The following is an 18587-nucleotide window of genomic DNA, read 5'->3' on the forward strand; positions in this document are numbered from 1 at the left end:
GCGGCGCTCGCGTCGCCACACCGGCCGCCCGGCTCCGCCGGTCGGCGCGTGCGGCGTGGGCGCCGGTCACCGACCGGCGGCCCGGACGGCCGCGCATCGCGCAGCCGCCGCCCAGCTCCCCGGCTAACCGCAGGCTCGGGGTGCGCGCCGCCGCCCGACCAAGGCCGGCACTTGGCCGAGGTACGAACATGCCTCCGGCGGGGGCCTCTGACTCTGGGAAGCTCAGCGCGCGCGGTGACGGTTGCCGAAAGGTGAGGTGGAAGCCTGATCTTCCCGTCTGCCGACGTCCCAGGCGAGCCAAGCAGACCAGGGCCAGGGCGCCAAGGTCGTTCGTCCAGTGGGGCGCTCCACCTTGGCGCCCTGGCCCTGGTCCGCTTCCCCTTCGGGGTGGGACGACGGCAGACGGGAAGATCAGGCGCTAGGGGTGCGCTGCCGTGCCAGCTAGACCAGTCCAATTAGGTCGCAGAATCCGCGGATAGCTAGGTACCACAGAACAGCCTCAGGAACGAGACCGTTGCGTAGTTCTACGCTGAACTCACGTACCGCTTCAAGGAGTTCCCGGAGTTGCAAAAACTTCTTGCCCACGACGATCACCCTTCATGATCGCCTCTTCCGGGCCGGTGGGCTTGGCTCCGCCGGTCGCTCGGCGGAAGGTGGCACCCTTCCGAGTCGATCATTTAGGTGACCCCTTAGGGCCAGATTTCCCTTGCAGACTCCTGATTGGAGCCCTCCGTATACGCCACTTCCAAGCTACTCGATGCGTGCCCGTTGCGTGCCCGTCAGAGCGGCTGATGTTGGTCGCGTACGGTCGTTAACGGGGTGGTTGGTGCGTAGGTGCAGGTCAGTGGTGTGCCTGGTGATCGCTGATCTTGGATGAGTTTTCCCAAGCTGACAGCGCGGGTTCGATTCCCGTCACCCGCTCCACCAAGAAGGCCCAGGTCCGGGAACTAGTCCCCGACACTGGGCCTTGATCGTTTCTGGCTCAGAGCGCCGCCGTGCAATTAGAGTGCAATTAGGCCACCGGCACCAGGGCGCCGCCCGTCCCCCCGTCACCGTCCTCCTCCTCCGCGTTCTCCGCATGGAGGAGCGCGTCCAGTCCATCCGCGATGGCCCGCTCGACGTACGCGGCCCGTACCCGGACAGTCCGGTTCACGGTGTCGATGCCGCACCGCCGGAGCGCGGTGATCTCGCCCCACCGCAGGCTTGCGAACGCGGCGAGCAGGATGAGCGCCCGCAGCCGGTCATCCTGGACCGTGTCCGCGTGCCCGTCCTCAGCCAGCTTCCACAGCACCCGCTCGGCCGCGAGCCGGATGGCGAAGGTCTGCGGGAAGCGCCGCATGACCCTGCCCTTGAGACCCGGTAGCGCACGCGGCCAACCTCTGACCCAATCCTTCCTAGAAACCCATGAACCTAAGTTGCGCAGCTATGCTGCTGACATGGGAAGACATGGCCCCGCTGATCGCCGCAAGGTTTACGTGCGCATCGCCGACGAGTTGCGCCAGGACATCGCCTCAGGCCGGTACGCGGTAGGGGAGACCCTCCCGTCCATCGCCAAGCTCGGCGAACGGTTCGGAGCCGCCGGCGCGACGGTCGAGCGCGCGCTGGCCGTCCTCCGCGAGGAGGGGATCATCATGAGCAGGCAGGGCATACCGAGCGTGGTCACGGGCGCGCCCGAACATGATGCAGCCGAAGACGCCCCTCCGGAGCATTCCGAGGAGTTCACACTCCTGTGGAACCAACTCCAGGAGATCAGTGAGCAACTCCGGCAACAGAAAGCCAAGCTGGACGAACTAGACGAGCGGACACGGAACTTCTGAGCCGAGCCGCGGCACCCCCAAAGGCACCCCGGACAGCTCCTCGAAGGGCTCATCGAAACGCCGCACCATCACCGCACCTCCCGCGCCGGAACACCGGCCAGCGCGGCCGAAGCCTTGTCCACCTCATCCACCGGCACCAGGCCCTCACCGCTCCCGGCGACCAGGAACCACCAGCGCCCGCCGACACGTTCGGGCTCCACGTCCACCGAGCGCTCAGGCGGGTCCACGTCGATAACGTTCAGCACCGGCACCGCCCCCCGCCCGACTCACCACCCCACACGCCAAACCGAACGGCCGATCCACTCCCAGCCCCTCCGCCGACCGACGCACCAACACCGCATCCAACGCCGCCGAATGCAACCGCCCCGCACCCAATGCACCATTCAGCCGGCGCCGCTCAGCCAGTCGAAGACTCTCGTCCACCATCGGCACGTCTCTCTTTGAGTTCGGATACTGAGCCACGATCAGGTTGTGGCCTACGCCGTACGGGCGTGCTCAGTGGACGGCGTTTCGAGGACGCGGGCCGCGATCTCCATCGATCGGACCTGGAACCAGTTGAGTTCCGCCGTGACTTCGGCGAGGAGGACCTGGCGCTCTTCCTCAGTCAGCTTGACCACCTTCCGTGCGGTGTTGCTCCGTGAATGCGGCATGTCCAGCCGCACGACCTTGCATTCTGCGCGTCCACGAATGCTCATGGGCATCTCAGAGTGCTCGCAGATCACGGACTTTCCCATGTACCGCCACCGACTCAGCGCTGAACTTCCACCGCCCCAGGGCTCTGAACAGCACATACGTACTGCCACACTGGGGCGCATGGCGGAACTCAACGGCGCACCTGTAGGTCCCGATGAACTGAAGGCCCTAGCGCTTATCAACTACGGGCACTTCGCCTCCATGCGCATGGAGAACCACCGCATCCGAGGGTTTTCGCGCCATATAGAGCGCCTTGTGCGCGACTGTCAGGTTCTCTTCCGCAGCGAGTTGGACCGGGACCGGATTTGCTCCTACGTGCGGCAGGCCACCGCGGGTCAAGGGGGCTCCTGCGTGGTGCGGGTCACCGTCTTCGATCCCGATCTGGAGCTGGGCAGACCCCGGAGGACCAGCGGAGCCGAAGATCCTCGTCACGACGAGGCTGGCGGGCACATTGCCGATGGCACCTCTCCGGGTGCAGGCAGCCCACTATGTGCGGGACCTACCAGAGGTGAAGCACGTCGGTCTGTTCGGTGCGCTGTGGCACCGTCGTAACGCCCAACTCGAAGGCTTCGATGACTGCGTGTTCGTCGATGCCGAGGCGTACCTCTCCGAGGGCGCAACGTGGAACATCGGCTTCTACGACGGGCAGCAAGTCATCTGGCCTAACGCTGAGGTCCTTCCCGGCGTGACCATGCGCCTCTTGCAGCAGGTGCATGACGCATCCGCACTGGGCCCCGTGAACATCGCTGATCTTCCCCGCATGGAAGCCGCATTCGCGACCAACACCGCGATAGGCGTACGCGCGATCACGGCGATCAATGAAGTGGAGTTCCCCGGAGAGCATCCCGTGCTCAGGACGCTCCGCAAGGAATACGAAGAGATCCCCACCGAAGCACTCTGAGCCCAGCTCTCTGGAGACCACAGTTGCCCCCGCAGTCCAACGCTGGACAGGCCTGGAAGCACGCGCCCTACGCGAGGCCAAGCGCGCGAGTCAGGTCGACTTCGCCGCCGAGCTGGGCGTGAGCGAGCGAATCATCGTCAAGTGGGAGAAGGCCGGGGAGAAGATGACTCCGCGGCCGGTCAACCAACAGGCCCTAGATACCCTCCTCGCTGCCGCCAGCGTCGAGGTTCAGACCCGCTTCGCCGGGATGGTCGGGTTCACGACACCAAACGCACCCACGCAAGATCCCGGCGTGATCTCTGAGCAGTCCGCGAGCCCCGAGCAAGAGCCGTCCATCCCAGTCGGAGACGAAGACCAGGTCAGGCACCCGATCGACGGCAAGTTGATGACCCTCGTTCCGTCAGGCGTCTACTTCGCCGGCGAAAACAACGAACCGGTGTACCTCCAGGCCTTCTACATCGATGTGTTCCCCACCACAAACGCCGACTACGGCGGTTCGTCGCAGCGACCGACTACAAGCCGCCGCAGCACTGGGAGAACGGGGAAGTCCCAGAGGGACTCGCAGACCACCCAGTCGTGTTCACCACCTGGCACGACGCGACCGCCTAAGCCCAGTGGTCAGCCAAGGGTCTGCCGACCGCCCAGCAGTGGGAGAAGGCCGCCCAAGGAACCCGAGGCGACATCTACCCTGGGGCAGCCAACGAACGCCCGCCAAGGTCAACTGTCGTGAGGGCCGGCAGCGCAGCACCACCCCCGTTGACTACTACGCCAGCGGTGTCAGCCCGTACGGCGCATACGACATGTGCGGCAACACCTGGGAGTGGTGCTCAACCGAGTCCGAGCCGGGACGCTACGAACTGAAGGGCAGTGCCTTTACAAGCCCGTTCCTGCGCTGCACACCGTCAACCTTCAACGACGCAGCAGCAGACATGCTCGACGACGACACCGGCTTTCGTTGCGTCACACCAGCCGAGACCATGCGAGCCGTACTCAACATGAGAGACCGCCCCGGCCATCCTTGATCGCAGAGTCCACCGAGAGGTGCTCCATGCCGCACATCGGAAGCCCGCCACAGTGGCCGAGGGATCGCCTCTCGGTGGACCCGCAAGCCTTGTTCGTCTACGGAAGCCTCCAGTTCCCTGAGGTCCTGTTCACCCTGATCGACCGAGTCCCCGACCAGCAACCGGCAGCAGCCGAAGGCTGGAGGGTGGCAGCACTCCCCAACGAGGTCTACCCCGGACTCGTCCCAGGAGAGACCACCGCCCGCGGCTACCTCCTCACCAGACTGACCCCGGAGGAGTGGCGCCTTATGGACGCTTTCGAGAACCCGCTCTACGAGCTGACACGCGTCGAGTTGACCGGCGGCACCCACGGATGGGCCTACGCCTGCACACCCGAAGAGGTGGAGCCCAAGGACTGGTCAACCGATGACTTCGAAGCCCAGCACCTACCCGCCTACGTGGAGCGCTGCGCAGCATGGCGCCGCCGCTACGAGGCCCAGGAGCAAGTCAGCTGAACTACCAGGGCCAACAGCCCCGGATGAGAACTTCATTACGTCTTCAAGGGCGCCGCTTCGCGGTCGCCGGCGACCGCCCGCCCCGGCGCGCCGGGCGTGCGGCCTGTTCCGTCCGGTCCCGCGGCACCGTGTGCCGAGCCGTCGCGGAGCACACGACAGCGGTGGACGGGAGGTAGAAGAAGCAGTGCAGCAGGTGTTGCGCGCGGCGAGGACGGCCGAGGTCAGCGTCACGACGTCGTGCAATTAGCGTGCACTAGGGGCAGTGATCCGGGGGTACTCATGGTCACTCGTGGGAGGGCTGGAGGGCAGGTCAGCGACTCCAGGAGGCGTGATCGGTTTGGTGCCCAAGCTGACAGCGCAGGTTCGATTCCCGTCACCCGCTCCACCACGAAGGTCTAGGGAGGGGGCAGCATGGGTTGATGACCTTGGATCAGCAGGTGCCTCGCGAACTCAAGGTGACTGATACGCCCTCCCTGCTCAGGCTGGAAGAGACCGCACTGCGGCTGGGGCTCCCTCAGCGGCTTCCGATTGCTTGGCTGGTTGAGAACACCGCGCCCGAGGGGTGCCATTACCTCTGGCCGGCTCTCTGGCACGAGTTGCCGCATCGCCCTGATGTCCCACGCCCCCGCAGTATGAGTTAGAGGTTATATTGGTGGGGTGCCCTGGGACGTCATCCTCCTCGAACCGGTCGAGAGCTGGTTCCTCGAGCTGTGTGAATCAGAGACGGACACCGCAGCCTTGATCGAGCAGGCCATCGACAGGCTGGCCGAGGTCGGGCCGACGCTGGGACGGCCACTGGTAGACACCCTGGAAAACAGCGAGCTACGCAATCTCAAGGAGCTGCGGCCCGGCAGTCGGGGGCGATCGGAGATCCGCATGCTATTCGTCTTCGATCCGGACCGTCCCGCGATCTTCCTGGTCGCTGGGGACAAGGCCGGGCAGTGGTCACGCTGGTACGACGAGGCGATTCCTCTGGCCGAAGCCCGCTACGCCGAGTACCGGGCAGCGAAGGACAAGGAGGGCGGACGATGAGCACCGGACGCCGCTGGCAGGACATCAAGGCCGAAGCACACCGCCGCAACCCCGAACTGGCCGACCCCGAGCGCCAGGTCCAGGCACGCGCCGAACTGGACGCCTACATCGCCGGCCACCACCTCAAGGAACTCCGCAAGGCCATCGGCAAGACACAAGCCGAGGTCGCCCAGATCCTGGGAGTCTCCCAATCCCGCGTCTCCCAGATCGAAAACGGCGACATTGGAGCCATGGAGTTGGAGACACTGCGCGCCTACGCCAGCGCGCTCGGCGGGCACCTGGACATCACCGTCAGCGTTGGTCCCCACTCAATCAAGGTCGCGTGACAGCACCGACCGCTGACGGCAGCCCTGACGGCAACGATGACCACCAGAGAGCACCACTGGCGCGCTCCAGGCACAATCTGACCTTGGTGGACGGGGCGGCGGTGCCGGTGGTTCGCATCCAGGTGGTCAGGGACGCCAGACAGAGCTGCATCAGCTGTACGTCCGACAGGTGAAGTAGCGAGGTCAGCGCCGGGGAGGGTGACGGCAACGTCCGCTACCTACCCCGCGCGACAGCACACGTTCACCACCGTCCGACCTCGGTAGACGGAGGAGCGGCAGGGCGATCGCTACTTCCGAACAGTCTTCATGTCGTGTCCGGCTGTGTCTGGCCGTCATCGGCTCACAGCGGCAAGCCGTACCAAGTACGTACCCAAGGTCCGCGCGTGCCGGAGCCGCTACGGAAACCAGGGGAGTGCGGTGGCGAGACCGAGTAAGACGTCATCTCAATTGGTAAGTCAGCGTTAGTCTGCCGTCGTGGAGATGGTTGAACGGCTGGTCCCCGAGGAGTTGTGGGAGCTGTTTCAGCGGGTGGTGCCGCCTGCTCCGACGCGACCACAGGGCGGCGGGCGGCGCCGGCATGGAGATCGTGAGGTGCTGGCGGCGATCATCTTCGTGGCGACCACCGGCTGCACCTGGCAGCAGTTGCCGCCGGTGTTCGGCCCGTCGGGACCCACCGCGCACCGCCGCTTCACCGAGTGGACCAAAGCGCGGGTGTGGGCCAAACTGCACCGCCTGGTGCTGGACGAACTGGGTGCGCGGGGCGAGCTGGACTGGTCGCGGTGCGCGATCGACTCGGTCAGCGTCCGCGCCGCCAAAGGGGGGAGCTGACGGGCCCGAATCCTGTCGACCGCGGCAAGAGCGGGTCGAAGATCCACCTGCTGGTCGATCGTGCCGGACTGCCGCTGTCTGTCGGGATCTCGGCCGCCAACACCCACGACAAGCTGGCCCTGCAGCCTTTGGTGCGCGGCATTGCGCCGATCCGGTCGAGGCGCGGCCCACGCCGGCGCCGTCCCGCCAAGCTCCACGCCGACAAGGGCTACGACTACGCCGACGTGCGGCGCTGGTTGCGCGGACGCGGTATCACCCCGCGCTCGCCCGCCGCGGTATCGAGTCCTCGACCCGGCTGGGCCGGCACCGCTGGGTGGTCGAGCGCACGGTGTCATGGCTGAACGGCTGCCGCCGCCTGCACCGCCGCTACGAACGCAAACCCGAGCACTTCCTGGCCTTCGTCGGCATCGCCGCCGTCTTAATCTGCCACCGCCGACTCACCAATTGAGATGGTGTTTAAGGCCAGGTGGTCCGACCGTCCAGAGTCCCGACGTGGGTGCCCGCGCATGCGTCCGGCCGTGGCGTGATGTCGGTGGCAGGTGCTTGGGTGGCTTCCCATGGATCGCAAGGAACTCATAGCGACCGTGTCTCGCCTCTTAGAGGCGGAGTCCGATGACCTGACGTGCGAACAGCCCGGGCATCGGGACGGGCACACCTGCGTGCTGGTCTCCGACTACGGCATCGCTCCAGAGGACGAGTTCAACAATCGGTACCCCCTGTGTACTGGAGGGGCGAACCGCCGATGGCCGTCCCAGACAAACACGTCTGGGACCACGCCTGGGCACACGGCATGCGGGCGGTCGGGGCGGACGCGGACGTCCGGTCGGTCGTCGCCGTCGCGGAACGGACCATCCCGGAACCGGTCGATCTGCCTGCGGAGATGTCGTGGGTGGAGCGGCTGGTAGCGATCACGGGTGGGCCGTCGTCGCCGGTCCCCGCACCCGACTGGGCGGCGGTCGAGTCGCGGCTGGGCACGTCGCTGCCGAGCGACTACAAGCGGCTCGTCGAGACGTTCGGCTGCAACGGCAAGTTCAACGGGTTCTTCGATGTCTTCACCCCGGAGGAGTTGATCTGGCACACCGAGTACCACGCCGACTACGACTTGGCGTTCGGAGACGAGCATCCGCCGTTCCCGGCCCCCGGCGGTGCGCTCCCCTGGTCGAACAACGAGCATGAGCAGAACTACTACTGGATCACCGACGGCCCCGACCCCGACCGGTGGCCCGTCTACGCCGTGGACAGCCTCGACGAGGGCAGCCGGTTCGAGTGCACGGCCACCGAGTTCCTGTTCCGGCAGATGACCGACCAGAGGCACCCGTTCCACATCGCCGCGGAGCACGTACGCGGGCACTGGTTCCAAGGGCGCGTTCCCCCGAAGTCCTGACGCTCACGCCCGCCGGTTTCGGGGGTCTTTCCAGGCCAGGCGGTAGGCGGCGAACGATTAGCGAGCGATTAGGCACGGTGATCAAGGGGTATTTGCGGTCACTCGCGGCACGCCGCATCGCCAGGTCAGCCGCCTTGAGGGCCAGGTTTCGAATGAGCTCCAAACTGACAGCGCGGGTTCGATTCGCGTCACCCTATCCAACATGAGAAAGCCCAGGCCAAGGGGCATAGTCTCGAGACCTGGGCCTTGATCGTTTCTAGGCGCCCCTGCTGCCCCATCGTCTCCCTCCGCATCGTCCAGACGTCGTCGAACGAAGCCGCGCCCGATGCCGGTTGGCAGCAGACCCGAGGCATGCGCAATGGGCCTAAGCCTGGCGCATCGCGGCTCAAGGCCGGGGTGTGAAGGCGCTGAGGAATGTGGCCACTGCGGATTCGGTGATGGCCTTGCGTTCGAGGCGGGGGATGCGGCGCGTGCCGAAGCGTGACCGTGCCTCCAGCGGCCCGTTCAGCAGCGCCGTGAGGTGTTCGGCGGCCAACGCCGGGTCGGAGATGTCGATGTGGCCTTCCAAGGCCAGTCGGGCGAGCCGGTCAGCGAGCGCTTGAGTGACCGGCTCGGCGACGCCGACCCGCGTCAGTTCGAGTAGATCGGGAAATTGTGGAGTCTCGGCATACAGCAGGCGCCTTAGCGCCCAGGACTGCGGGTCGCAATAACAGTCGACGAGGTGGAGCCCGACGTTGGTCAGCGTGGCGGGCAGATCATCACCCGCCTCGGCCAGCCGTGCCACCGCGGCCAGGTTGCGGGCCAGCGCCCGCTCGGACAGCGCGGCGATGGCCTCGCGGAACAGGCACGCCTTGTCGCCGAAGTGGTTGTAGACGGTGGCCTTGGCGACCCCCGCCTCTGCGGCGATCTGATCGACACGGGCCTGCGGGTAGCCCTCCCGCGCGAACACGGTGAACGCGGCGTCCAGGATGTCCTTCCGCTTGTCGATGCGGCCCCTGTCCGGCGGTGGGCTCATGTTCTGAGCATACCGCGACGTTCACCGAACCAGACTCTCCAGGCTAATGACCCCGCACCAATGTCTGTACTCATGAGACTCTTAAGTTAGACTCACGGGTCTAGTTGGGGAGGCGTCATTGAAGACCATCGTGATCACCGGGGGCACCGACGGGATCGGCAAGGGCCTGGGCCTGCACTACCTGGGCCGCGGCGAGCGGGTGATCGTCGTCGGCAGCAACCCGGACAAGGGCCGCCGGTTCATGGAGGAGGCCCAGGCCATCGGCTCGGGCGAGCGCGCCGCATACATTCAGGCGGATCTGAGCCTGGTGGCCGAGAACCGGCGGGTCGTCGCCGAAATCGCGCAGAGTCACCCGGTCGTGGACGCCTTGGTGCTGGCCGCGCGCTTCTACCGCTCGACCCGCCACGAGACCGCCGAGGGCATCGAGCACAACTTCGCGCTGTTCTACCTCAGCCGGTATCTGTTCAGCCACGGCCTGGCCGACCGGCTCGAGGCAGGGGAGCGGCCAGTGATCCTCAACCTGGCCGGACCGGGCGGTGATCTGTCGGCGATGAACTGGGAGGACCTCCAGTTCACCCGCGACTACCGGCCGGACCGGATCATGTCGCAATGCGGCAAACTCAGCGACCTGGCCGGCGTCGGATTCACCGCCGCACACCCCGGCACCCGGATCCGTTACGTCCTGGCGCATCCCGGCCTGACCGCCACCGGATTCGCCGGTGACTACAACGAGGCCGACGCGGCGCTGGTCGCCGGAATGCGCGACCGCGGCCAGCCGGTCGACGCGGCCGTGGGCATGCTGCGACGCCACCTCGACAACCCCGACCCAGAACCGTTGAGTGCCTACATGCAGCACACCAAGATCGACGTGGACGGCGCGCCCTTCGATCCCGCCGCCGCACGACGGTTGGCGAACATCACCCAGACCGTGCTCTTCGGGAGCGGCCAACCGGCCTAAAAGGCCGTCCTGCCCAATCCGGAGCGGAGCGCGTTCGAGCGGAAATGCGCCATCGGGCCACGACGGTAGGCGGGTGCCCAGGCCAGCCGTTGGGCCATTAACAGGCCATTAGGCAGGGTGCCGAAAGTCGCGAGGAGCGCCAGCGCCCGGTACCGAGGTGCGATGGCGTCAGCGATCCGGAACACCTCGGCCACCCCCAGCACCGGCCGTTCCGGGCTCGACTCCAGATCCGCGCCCGGGATCTGCCACGGGTTCTCTCGTTGATCCGCTTGTCCCGCACGGCCGTGTTGAGAATGGCCCGCAGGAGGCGATAGCCCTTCGCTACCGTCACCGGCCCGAACGGCGGATCCCTTTTCGGTCCCGCCTTGGGTTAAGGTGCCGCGTGGACGCAGGTCCCACCACGGCGGGCCGAAGGCGGGAGCGCGAAAGCCACCGCCCAAGCCCAGTCGCCCGGCTGACGGCAGCCACTGGGTACGCGCCGCCGCTCTGTCAGGAGCCGCTAGGTTTCACGCCTGCCTTATGCAGCGCAGCACTGGCACGGAACCGAACTCGGCCGCACCGTTCCCGTTCGTCATCAGGCGTGGCATCAGTGCACACACAGTGAGAGGCCAACCAGTCGAGATCCTCCGGGGCCAACCACAGGGCAACCCGACCAAGGCTCGCCTCTCGACCGGGATCCGTGGGCTCTGGTGGTCTCGGCATGTCGCCAGGCTAGATCAACACAACGCAGAAATGCCTCCGGCGGGGCCTCCTACTCCAGGAAGGGCCAGCATGTACACACCGGACGAGGGTGGAGCCAGAGGACTGGTCAGCCGAGGAGTTCGAAGCTCAGCACTTCCTCGCCCACGCGGAACGCAGCGCAGCATGGCGCCGCTACAAGGCCCAGAAGCAAGTCAGCTGACCTCCCAGGGCCAACGGCCCCGGATGAGGACTTCATTACGTCTTCATGGGCACCCCGCTGATGCGGGGCCGGCGGGTGCCCTGTTCCGTCCGGTCCCGTTTCGCAGCCGGGGCATGCGCGCCCCGGTCTCTACACTTGCCGCATGCCCGACCCGAAAGATCTTCCCAGGTACCGCGTTCTTACTGGCCCCGACGATGAGGCTTTCTGTCGAAGGGTCAGCGAAGCACTTGACCTCGGCTATGAGCTGCACGGCTCGCCTTCGCTGACGTTCAACGGGGAGCGTGTGATCGTCGCTCAGGCACTCGTTCGGCCGAAGCCTTGACTGCCCCTGGATGAGCGTGCCCGAAGCGGGGCCTCTGCGTGCAACCAGGAGCGGTGAACGGGAGCTCTCGCGTGCGAGAGACTATAGAGATCGTGAGTCCTGGCTCGGCGTGCCTGAACTGGAACTGGTGATGCTGCGATCGTAGAGTCAGTTGAGTATCTGCGTGCGTGCGAGGCTTGTGGTGTTCTGGCAATCTGCAGCGGTGCGCAGACGTTGCTCAGTGATGGGCTGCATTGGGACTTCCAGAGCAACTGCTCGGCGTGCGGGCATGCTTTCGCCGTCTGCGGGCGAGAGGACGTTCCACCGGACCTAAGGGCACGCATTATTGCTCAACATGGCCAGGCGCATCTCAGGATCGTGGATCCGTCGGTACGTCCGGCGAAGGTAATGCAGGTCCTGCGTGCCGAACTAGGTGGGGATCTACGGCAGGCCAGGGAGACGCTGCGCCGAGTGCAGGCGGGAAGGTTCACAGGGACACTCCCCGAAGTGGAGTTGCTGGCCTCACGCCTGAGGGAAGCCGGGGTCCGGGCGACTGCGGCACGCTCGGGAGGCGCGGCGAGAGAGTGGCAGGTCAGGAGTGGAGAGCCGGACCATTAGCGGGCCACGCCAGGACGATCATGGGTCGTTCACAATCACTCCCGGAATACTGTGATTGCATGTCGGTCGGGTGGACCGGCAAGATTGAAGCTATTCCCCAAGCTGCCGGCGCGGGTTCGAATCCCGACACCGCTCCGCAACGGAGGCCCAGGCCTGGAGACTCTCGAGGCCTGGGCCTGTTTGCGCCCGTTCTAAGGGACGGTCATGCGATCGGGGCACGGGCACGAGTGCTCACGCCGTATCGTCATTCGTTCAGACCGCAGGAGAAAGCATTCGCGTCCTTGGCGAGGGCGATTGACGCTGTGGTGGAACGGTGCGGTCGGATCCAGTGTGCGTCATCTGGCCCCTGATTGAGGCGTCGGGTTCGACGATGAGTTCAGAGGCTTTGGGCAGGGCAGGCGGTGCCTCGGGCGGGAACTTTGAGTTCTGTGAGGTAGGCGTCGACTGTGTTCTCCATGCAGGCGCCGTTGGTGACGCTTCCGTGCCCGTGGCCTTGGTAGGTGAGGAGCACGCCGCTTTGGCCGAGTTGACGTGCCGCCGACTGTGCCCAGGGGTAGCCGGTGGCGGGGTCGTGCCGGGCGTTGGACAGCAAGATCTTCGGAGCGCCGTCGACCTTCAGACGATGCTGGAGGTTGGTGGCGGGCGTACCCAGGCATGAGGCCACCACGCGGACGGGTAGCAGGTACGGCATGTCCGGGGCCGTCCGGTGCAGTGTTCGTACCAGCGAGGTGTACTCGCGGTGGTCGCGTGCGGGCAGGTTCCAGTCGGAGCAGAAGATCGGCGCCGTGGGCGGCAGGGGCGACAGAGCGGTGGGCGCCGCCGGGAGCGGGCTGGTGTCGGCCATGGTGGCGATGGTCTTGGCCAGGCCGGCGAAGTCGGCCTTGTAGAACGCGCGGAACGCGATCGCGTTGACCAGGTCGATCGAGGATATGCGGGTCCCGGGCGCCTTCGGGTTGTCCAGTTCACCGCGTTCGGCGCGGGTCAGCAGGCCCTTCCAGACCGTTCGTACGTCCCGGCCGTGCAGGGCGCAGCCGGTGCTGGCCTTGCACCACCTCACGAACTCGTTGAAGGAGTCCTGGGCCGCAGCGCCTTGGTCGCGCAGGAAGGTACGGGTGGTCGCGACGCTGTGGTCCATCACGCTTTCCAGCACCATGGCGCGGATGTGGTGCGGGTAGGTCTCGGCGTACTGTGCGCCAAGCAACGTTCCGTAGGAACTGCCGTGGAAGGTCAGCTTGGGCTCGCCGAGGGCGACGCGGACGGCCTCCAGGTCCCGGACGGTGCTCGCGGTGTCGAGGTGGTCGAACAGGGGACCGGTGCGCTGACGGCAGTCGGCGCGCAGCTCGGCGTTGTAGTCGAGGGTGGCCTCGAAGGCGGCCTGGTCGTGGATCTCGGGTGAGGGCCGCTGCGCGAGCAGGTCGGCGGAGCAGGTGATCGGGTTGCTGCGGCCCACGCCGCGCGGGTCGAAGCTGACGATGTCGAAGCGCCGGCGCACTTCGGGACTGAAGCGGGAGATACCTTCCACGACACGGTCGACGCCGCTGTCACCGGGGCCGCCGGGACCGAACACCAGGGATCCGACGCGTTCGCGGGGGCCGGTGGCTTTGCGCCGAGCCAGGGCCAGTTCGAACGTCGGCCCGTCGGGACGGTCCCAGTCGACCGGCAGTGACAGGGTGGCGCACTCCGCGCCGGGGTAGTCCGGGGCATCGCACGAGGTCCAGCTCAGGCGATGAGCCGCCGCGGGCGTGGCGTTCACCGTGGGAGCGGTGACGAAAGCCGTGGCAGCGGCGGTGGCCGCAACCAGTCCGGCGATGACGCCGAGGCTCGCTGCGGTCGCACGCCCGGCACGGCGCTTGGTTCCAGGGGGCTGCATGTTGCCAGAACCTACTCTACAGAGTTACCTCTGCAAAGTTTTCTCTGCAAACTTCTCTCTGTAGTAGACTACGGGCGTGTCACCGGAGGAGCGGGAATCCTGGACGCGTTCGAGAACCCCGCTCTACGCGTTGAGGTACCTGCCGGCCTATATCGAACGCTGCGCAGCATGGCGCCGCCGCTACGAGTGAGTCAGCTGCTCTCCCAGGGCCAACGGCCCAAGACGAGAGCGTTTATTACGACTTCAAGAGTGCCGCTGCGCGGTCGCCGGCGTCCGCCCACCCTGGCGCTCTGGGCATGCGGGCTCTTCCGTCTGTTCCCGCCGTGCTGTCGCTCGTCCGCCTGGTTGTTAATCGCCCGTGACTCCGAAGAAGGAGATCTCGTCCGGAACGTTGTCGCGGTATAGGAGCACGTAGTAGCCGAAACCACGATCCTCTACGACATCCCAGAGCGCCACTAGCGCACGTTGGTAGTCGTCTCGGGTCGGGCGGTCGGTTCCAAAGAGTCGTTGGCTGGTCTGATGCGTAAGCAGCGCAGCCACCGCGATCTCGGAGTCCTCGGCAGAGCCGCAAACGTCCCAGATGTCCAGCACTGAGTGGGTGCCGGTCTCCTGCACGATGGGGTCTGCCCAGAGTTCCGCGACCGAGTTCGGCCGCGGGCGCTCAGGCAAGCCCCAACGGCCGTCATGCACCCAGTGGAAATCGCCCTCCCGGAACGTCATCTCCCGCGCCGTCGCCAGCGCGGCCGCGACATCTCCGTTATAGGGCACTATGCAGTCCCATGCAGATCCGCCCACGAGGGCCCTCTCATCCGCTGTACGCAAGGCTCTTGCGGAAGCTGCCTGACCGCTCCGACAGGGCAGCGACCACATTGCTGAGGTTGTCATTACTGGACCTGCTCGAAGCGGAGGCAGCGCCAGCCCCTGCGCGCCGGAGCGTGACCCCGTTCGCTGCTACGCGAGTGGTGCCAGCCCGTACGGCATGGACGACATGTGCGGCAACACCTGGGAGTAGCACTCGACCGAGTTTGGGTCGGGAAGCTACGAAGGCGCACGGGAGTCCAGGGGGCTCCTGATCTGTAGCAACACGTGCACCGGCCAAGCCCGTGATTGAGCGCTGACGTTCTCCGTAGGGTCGTAGCCTTTCGGGTGTGTACCGGCCGAGCGCCCAGTTCAGACGCACCAGTGCCGAGCGAGAGGATCAGTTGCTCTCGTGGAATCGGGATGATGTGGCGTTTTTCGCCGCTGGAGCCTGCCACATCCTCGCGTACGCGTTCATCGAGACCTATCCGGATGCCGGGTTCCGCTTGGTCGGCCTCTGGCCGCGTGGGGCGAGGGACGCCTGCCATATCTACGTCACGGACGGCACCTGGGCGTTCGATCACGACGGATGGAACTTGGAGTCGGAACTCCTGCGGGTCACGCGCGCCGCCGAGCCGCAGAGTGATCTTCGGCCGTGTCCGATTCGCATGGATCTCGACACGTTCTGTGTGCGCCACCACCACCGGCCACGGGAGCTCTTTGCCTTCGATCCGTGGGAGCGGGCTCTGCGGTACATCGCCCGGTTTCCGGCCCCGGATGCTTGATGCTTCTCTCGGCGTGTAAGGCAAATGCTTGGAGGGCGCCTGCGGTGCTAGTACCCGGCAGGCGCGTTCGCTGTGCTCGGTGGGCCTCGATATCGTCTCGCGTCGCCTGCCGGGTCGGGCAGGTCGGCCAGCGCGCCGTTGCCTGTGGCCCGGGACAGACTCGCCCGGTCGGTCACAGGAGGGCGCCGCCGGAGACCTCGACGCGCTGGGCGGTCATCCAGCGCAGGCCGTCGGACGCCAGTGTGGCGATGGCATCGCCGATCTCCTCGGGTTCGCCGACGCGGCCAAGCGCGGTCTGCCCGGCCAGCCCCTGGCGCATACCGGCGTCATCCCGCATGGCACCGCCGTTGAAGTCGGTCGCGGTCGGCCCCGGGGCAATGGAGTTGACCTGGATACCTCGGGGGCCGAGTTCCGCGGCCAGAGTGCGGCTCAGGGCCTCGACGGCGGCCTTCGAGGCGGAGTAGACCGAGGTCGCGGAACTGGTGTGGCGAGTCAACGACGACGAGACGTTGATGACGCGGGCGCCTTTCGCCAGCATCGGCACAAGCGACTGGATGAGGAAGAACGTGCCCCGCACGTTCGTGCCGAACACCGTGTCGAAGTCGTCGGTCGTGACAGCTTCCAGTGGGCCGAAGACACCCACCCCCGCGTTGTTGACCACGATATCGAGCCGCGAAGCCCCCCAGCGCTCAAGCAGTCCGCTCAGCTCGGAAGTGAAGGCTCCGAAAGAGGAGACGTCGCTGATGTCGAGACGCGCGACAGCGGCGGTCCCACCCGCAGCGTGCACGTGCTGCGCCGTCCCCTCGGCCCCGGCCACATCACCGCGATGAGTGACCACGACCCGCACCCCGCGCGCCGCCAGCGCAAGAGCCGTACTCCGGCCCAGACCACGGTTCGCACCGGTGACCAAAGCGATCCTGTCGGCTGTCATCCGCTACTCCCTCATCACACGGCACCAGAGAGACATCGGGCACCGTCATCAGATGCGAGTCGATCGACTCGCCTTTCCATTGCAGCGTAGGCGGCCCAAAGATGCGAGTCAAGTGACTCGCCTCGGATCTGGGGCATACTGCACGCATGGCAGCAGAGCTCTCCGCACACCACCGCCGTCTCGCCCAGCAAAAGCGTGAGGCGATCATCTCCGCGGCCACGGACCTCTTCCTGAACCACGGTTACGACGGCACGTCCCTCGCGCGCATTGCCGAAGGGGCGGCAGTCTCGAAGTCCACCTTGTTCAAGCAGTTCCCCACCAAGGCAGCCCTCTTCGAGGCCATCGTCACCGAGTCATGGCAGCGCGACGCCACCGGCGCCGTCGCGCCACCTCAGGCCGGAGATCTGCGTTCCGGCCTGACCTCCATCGGCCACCGCTACGCCGACCTGATCGGCCGACCCGGCATGACAGCCCTGTTCCGCATCGTCATCGCCGAGCTGCCTCGCTTCCCCGAACTGGGACGGATGCAGTTCCAGCTCGGCAAGCTGCCCTACTTCACCTCTGTCCAGCGCTACCTGGAGTCGGAGCACGACGCCGGTAACGCCGACGTTCCGGACGCCGAGAGCGCCGCTAACCAGTTCCTCGGGATGATCGCCAACTACGTCCTGTGGCCCCGCATGCTGCTGACCGACTGGAACCCCACAGCCTCCGACATCCGCTACGCCGTCGAGCAAGCGGTAGAGACCACGCTCGCCCGCTATGCCTCTGATCGACCAGCCTGATCCGAAGCTGGAATTCGTACGCCGCCGCCCCAGCGCTGGAGGGGCCCGCGGAACCGCGACCGCGCGGGTCGTCGCTGTCGGTAAACGTGCCCCTATGCTCGGTGTCGGACCGTTGCCTTCACTAGTGGCTCGGGAGGCGTAGCGGGTGACCTGCAGAGATGATCCCCGAGTGAGCGTGATCACGCGGCTCGTTGCGGAGTTGAGCACGTTGTTGCAGGAACCGATCGAGATCGTGTCGCCGCTGGACGACTGCTTCCTGGAGGACGAGGGGTGGACGTTCTCCTGCGGCATTCGTAGTGCGCCTCCGCAGGGCAATGGTTTCCAGTTGTGCTGGGAAGGGGTGCTGGGGGCCGACATGTCGCACGACGGGGAGCCTCGCGCGAGTGTTTCGCTCTTTCTGTACAGCAGGAACCGGCGACTCGGGATGATGGGCCATAGTGAGGGCAGCAGCTTGGAGATCGACTACGAGGGTTCGCTGGAACATGGCGGACGGTGGGGTACTCCCTGCTGGCACCAGGACGATTTCGGTGAGTACCTCGCGTACGAGTCGTACGGCGACGGCAAGTAGGTCGAGCGTGTGCGAACCGGGGCTTTCTTAGGGGGGCGGTTCGGCGAAGTTCGTGTAGAGGGTGTTGAAGAAATGCTCCTCTGGGTCTTCGAACCAGGGATGGGTTCCGTCGGCGTCGGTGATGGTGGTGGCCTGCCAGGCGCCGCGGATCACGGTTTCGTGGTGCAGGAGCGAGATTAGTTCGGTGAAGTCGCCGGCGCAGAGGAAGTGGTTTCCTCGTCTCGCCCGAAATCGATGATCTGGCCGGAGGTGCCCTTCGGACCCGGGCCGAGGTCGAGTCCTACGTAGTCGGCACTGACCGGGTCGCTCCAGAGCGGAATCCAGCCCGGCGAGCCGTACAGCGGCTTGATGATGCCTTCGGCGCCCGGGAGGACCGTACCGTCGACGACATCACCGACCTTCTGCCACATCCGCCATTCCTGGAGGATCAGATCGGTGGACAGGAACATCAGGGTGGGCAGGCACGGGACCGCGGTCCCGGCTCGGCCGGCGAGCATGGTCTCGCGCTGCCCGTTGTGCATCCTGAGCACTGCCCGCACCATGCCCGGCCCCGTGCGGCGATG

Annotated in this window: 21 protein-coding genes and 1 pseudogene; 13 read left to right on the forward strand and 9 right to left on the reverse strand. The window is 66.2% G+C overall.

The window, feature by feature from the left end; all coding sequences use genetic code 11:
- Window positions 1-1012 precede the first annotated feature (1012 nt).
- Complete coding sequence (locus tag AB0881_RS05070) at window positions 1013-1339, reverse strand: hypothetical protein (protein WP_366614334.1); 327 nt, start codon at window positions 1337-1339, stop codon at window positions 1013-1015.
- Between the two features lie 136 nt (window positions 1340-1475).
- Between AB0881_RS05070 and AB0881_RS05075 the strand changes: the two genes are divergently transcribed.
- Complete coding sequence (locus AB0881_RS05075) at window positions 1476-1817, forward strand: winged helix-turn-helix domain-containing protein (RefSeq protein ID WP_366614335.1); 342 nt, start codon at window positions 1476-1478, stop codon at window positions 1815-1817.
- A 68-nt stretch (window positions 1818-1885) separates the two neighbouring features.
- Here AB0881_RS05075 and AB0881_RS05080 read toward each other — a convergent pair whose 3' ends face one another.
- A complete protein-coding gene (locus AB0881_RS05080; protein WP_366614337.1) occupies window positions 1886-2044 on the reverse strand; it encodes a hypothetical protein in 159 nt (52 codons plus the stop codon).
- A 249-nt stretch (window positions 2045-2293) separates the two neighbouring features.
- The gene (locus AB0881_RS05085; RefSeq protein WP_366614339.1) at window positions 2294-2479 is read right to left on the reverse strand and encodes a hypothetical protein; all 186 of its coding nucleotides are present in this window, start codon (window positions 2477-2479) and stop codon (window positions 2294-2296) included.
- Window positions 2480-2967: 488 nt separating this feature from the next.
- Here AB0881_RS05085 and AB0881_RS05090 point away from each other — a divergent pair, with 488 nt between their 5' ends.
- The 7 genes and pseudogenes from AB0881_RS05090 to AB0881_RS05120 all read left to right on the forward strand — a co-directional run bounded on the left by AB0881_RS05090 (window position 2968) and on the right by AB0881_RS05120 (window position 8497).
- On the forward strand, window positions 2968-3411 hold the full coding sequence (locus tag AB0881_RS05090; protein ID WP_366614340.1) for an aminotransferase class IV: 444 nt from the start codon (window positions 2968-2970) through the stop codon (window positions 3409-3411).
- Window positions 3412-3872: 461 nt separating this feature from the next.
- Window positions 3873-4433 (forward strand): SUMF1/EgtB/PvdO family nonheme iron enzyme, encoded by a 561-nt coding sequence (locus AB0881_RS05095; protein WP_366614341.1) that lies wholly within the window; start codon window positions 3873-3875, stop codon window positions 4431-4433.
- A 26-nt stretch (window positions 4434-4459) separates the two neighbouring features.
- Window positions 4460-4927 (forward strand): gamma-glutamylcyclotransferase family protein, encoded by a 468-nt coding sequence (locus AB0881_RS05100; protein ID WP_366614343.1) that lies wholly within the window; start codon window positions 4460-4462, stop codon window positions 4925-4927.
- Between the two features lie 657 nt (window positions 4928-5584).
- Window positions 5585-5959, forward strand: coding sequence for a type II toxin-antitoxin system RelE/ParE family toxin (locus AB0881_RS05105; RefSeq protein ID WP_366614344.1), 375 nt, complete (start codon window positions 5585-5587; stop codon window positions 5957-5959).
- Window positions 5956-6285: a helix-turn-helix domain-containing protein gene (locus AB0881_RS05110; RefSeq protein WP_366614345.1), complete on the forward strand. Its 330-nt coding sequence runs from the start codon at window positions 5956-5958 to the stop codon at window positions 6283-6285. Before AB0881_RS05105 ends, AB0881_RS05110 begins: the two co-directional genes overlap by 4 nt.
- A gap of 480 nt (window positions 6286-6765) precedes the next feature.
- Window positions 6766-7561 (forward strand): annotated as a pseudogene (locus AB0881_RS05115) (IS5 family transposase).
- Between the two features lie 294 nt (window positions 7562-7855).
- The gene (locus AB0881_RS05120; RefSeq protein WP_366614347.1) at window positions 7856-8497 is read left to right on the forward strand and encodes an SMI1/KNR4 family protein; all 642 of its coding nucleotides are present in this window, start codon (window positions 7856-7858) and stop codon (window positions 8495-8497) included.
- 385 nt (window positions 8498-8882) lie between these two features.
- Here the strand turns inward: AB0881_RS05120 and AB0881_RS05125 are convergent, their stop codons facing one another.
- Complete coding sequence (locus tag AB0881_RS05125; RefSeq protein ID WP_366614349.1) at window positions 8883-9512, reverse strand: TetR/AcrR family transcriptional regulator; 630 nt, start codon at window positions 9510-9512, stop codon at window positions 8883-8885.
- A gap of 118 nt (window positions 9513-9630) precedes the next feature.
- Between AB0881_RS05125 and AB0881_RS05130 the strand changes: the two genes are divergently transcribed.
- Both AB0881_RS05130 and AB0881_RS05135 read left to right on the forward strand, forming a co-directional pair.
- On the forward strand, window positions 9631-10470 hold the full coding sequence (locus tag AB0881_RS05130) for an SDR family NAD(P)-dependent oxidoreductase (protein WP_366614351.1): 840 nt from the start codon (window positions 9631-9633) through the stop codon (window positions 10468-10470).
- Between the two features lie 1043 nt (window positions 10471-11513).
- Complete coding sequence (locus AB0881_RS05135; RefSeq protein ID WP_366614353.1) at window positions 11514-11693, forward strand: DUF1737 domain-containing protein; 180 nt, start codon at window positions 11514-11516, stop codon at window positions 11691-11693.
- A gap of 973 nt (window positions 11694-12666) precedes the next feature.
- Here the strand turns inward: AB0881_RS05135 and AB0881_RS05140 are convergent.
- Together AB0881_RS05140 and AB0881_RS05145 are read right to left on the reverse strand one after the other, a co-directional pair.
- Entirely contained in the window at window positions 12667-14160 is a 1494-nt protein-coding gene (locus AB0881_RS05140) for an alpha/beta hydrolase (protein WP_366614355.1), read from the reverse strand.
- A gap of 348 nt (window positions 14161-14508) precedes the next feature.
- Complete coding sequence (locus AB0881_RS05145) at window positions 14509-14928, reverse strand: hypothetical protein (protein ID WP_366614357.1); 420 nt, start codon at window positions 14926-14928, stop codon at window positions 14509-14511.
- 380 nt (window positions 14929-15308) lie between these two features.
- Here AB0881_RS05145 and AB0881_RS05150 point away from each other — a divergent pair, with 380 nt between their 5' ends.
- Window positions 15309-15743: a hypothetical protein gene (locus AB0881_RS05150; protein ID WP_366614359.1), complete on the forward strand. Its 435-nt coding sequence runs from the start codon at window positions 15309-15311 to the stop codon at window positions 15741-15743.
- Window positions 15744-15915: 172 nt separating this feature from the next.
- Here AB0881_RS05150 and AB0881_RS05155 read toward each other — a convergent pair whose 3' ends face one another.
- Entirely contained in the window at window positions 15916-16674 is a 759-nt protein-coding gene (locus tag AB0881_RS05155) for an SDR family oxidoreductase (RefSeq protein WP_366614360.1), read from the reverse strand.
- A gap of 146 nt (window positions 16675-16820) precedes the next feature.
- Between AB0881_RS05155 and AB0881_RS05160 the strand changes: the two genes are divergently transcribed.
- Window positions 16821-17456: a TetR/AcrR family transcriptional regulator gene (locus AB0881_RS05160; protein ID WP_366614362.1), complete on the forward strand. Its 636-nt coding sequence runs from the start codon at window positions 16821-16823 to the stop codon at window positions 17454-17456.
- Window positions 17457-17625: 169 nt separating this feature from the next.
- A complete protein-coding gene (locus tag AB0881_RS05165) occupies window positions 17626-18024 on the forward strand; it encodes a hypothetical protein (protein ID WP_366614364.1) in 399 nt (132 codons plus the stop codon).
- A 27-nt stretch (window positions 18025-18051) separates the two neighbouring features.
- Here AB0881_RS05165 and AB0881_RS05170 read toward each other — a convergent pair whose 3' ends face one another.
- Window positions 18052-18177 carry a hypothetical protein gene (locus AB0881_RS05170; protein WP_366614366.1) on the reverse strand — a complete coding sequence of 42 codons (126 nt, stop codon included), beginning with the start codon at window positions 18175-18177 and terminating at the stop codon, window positions 18052-18054.
- Window positions 18178-18200: 23 nt separating this feature from the next.
- Window positions 18201-18566: a hypothetical protein gene (locus tag AB0881_RS05175; RefSeq protein ID WP_366614367.1), complete on the reverse strand. Its 366-nt coding sequence runs from the start codon at window positions 18564-18566 to the stop codon at window positions 18201-18203.
- Window positions 18567-18587 lie beyond the last annotated feature (21 nt).

The sequence above is a fragment of the Spirillospora sp. NPDC029432 genome, assembly GCF_040703975.1.
GTDB lineage: Bacteria > Actinomycetota > Actinomycetes > Streptosporangiales > Streptosporangiaceae > Spirillospora.

What these genes read in the sequence shown, in the direction of transcription:
- AB0881_RS05070 (WP_366614334.1), bottom strand. Translation starts at nt 1,339, where the DNA reads ATGCGGCGCTTCCCGCAGACCTTCGCCATCCGGCTCGCGGCCGAGCGG.
- AB0881_RS05090 (WP_366614340.1), top strand. Translation starts at nt 2,968, where the DNA reads ATGGCACCTCTCCGGGTGCAGGCAGCCCACTATGTGCGGGACCTACCA.
- AB0881_RS05095 (WP_366614341.1), top strand. Translation starts at nt 3,873, where the DNA reads ATGTGTTCCCCACCACAAACGCCGACTACGGCGGTTCGTCGCAGCGAC.
- AB0881_RS05100 (WP_366614343.1), top strand. Translation starts at nt 4,460, where the DNA reads ATGCCGCACATCGGAAGCCCGCCACAGTGGCCGAGGGATCGCCTCTCG.
- AB0881_RS05110 (WP_366614345.1), top strand. Translation starts at nt 5,956, where the DNA reads ATGAGCACCGGACGCCGCTGGCAGGACATCAAGGCCGAAGCACACCGC.
- AB0881_RS05120 (WP_366614347.1), top strand. Translation starts at nt 7,856, where the DNA reads ATGGCCGTCCCAGACAAACACGTCTGGGACCACGCCTGGGCACACGGC.
- AB0881_RS05125 (WP_366614349.1), bottom strand. Translation starts at nt 9,512, where the DNA reads ATGAGCCCACCGCCGGACAGGGGCCGCATCGACAAGCGGAAGGACATC.
- AB0881_RS05135 (WP_366614353.1), top strand. Translation starts at nt 11,514, where the DNA reads ATGCCCGACCCGAAAGATCTTCCCAGGTACCGCGTTCTTACTGGCCCC.
- AB0881_RS05140 (WP_366614355.1), bottom strand. Translation starts at nt 14,160, where the DNA reads ATGCAGCCCCCTGGAACCAAGCGCCGTGCCGGGCGTGCGACCGCAGCG.
- AB0881_RS05155 (WP_366614360.1), bottom strand. Translation starts at nt 16,674, where the DNA reads ATGACAGCCGACAGGATCGCTTTGGTCACCGGTGCGAACCGTGGTCTG.
- AB0881_RS05160 (WP_366614362.1), top strand. Translation starts at nt 16,821, where the DNA reads ATGGCAGCAGAGCTCTCCGCACACCACCGCCGTCTCGCCCAGCAAAAG.
- AB0881_RS05175 (WP_366614367.1), bottom strand. Translation starts at nt 18,566, where the DNA reads ATGGTGCGGGCAGTGCTCAGGATGCACAACGGGCAGCGCGAGACCATG.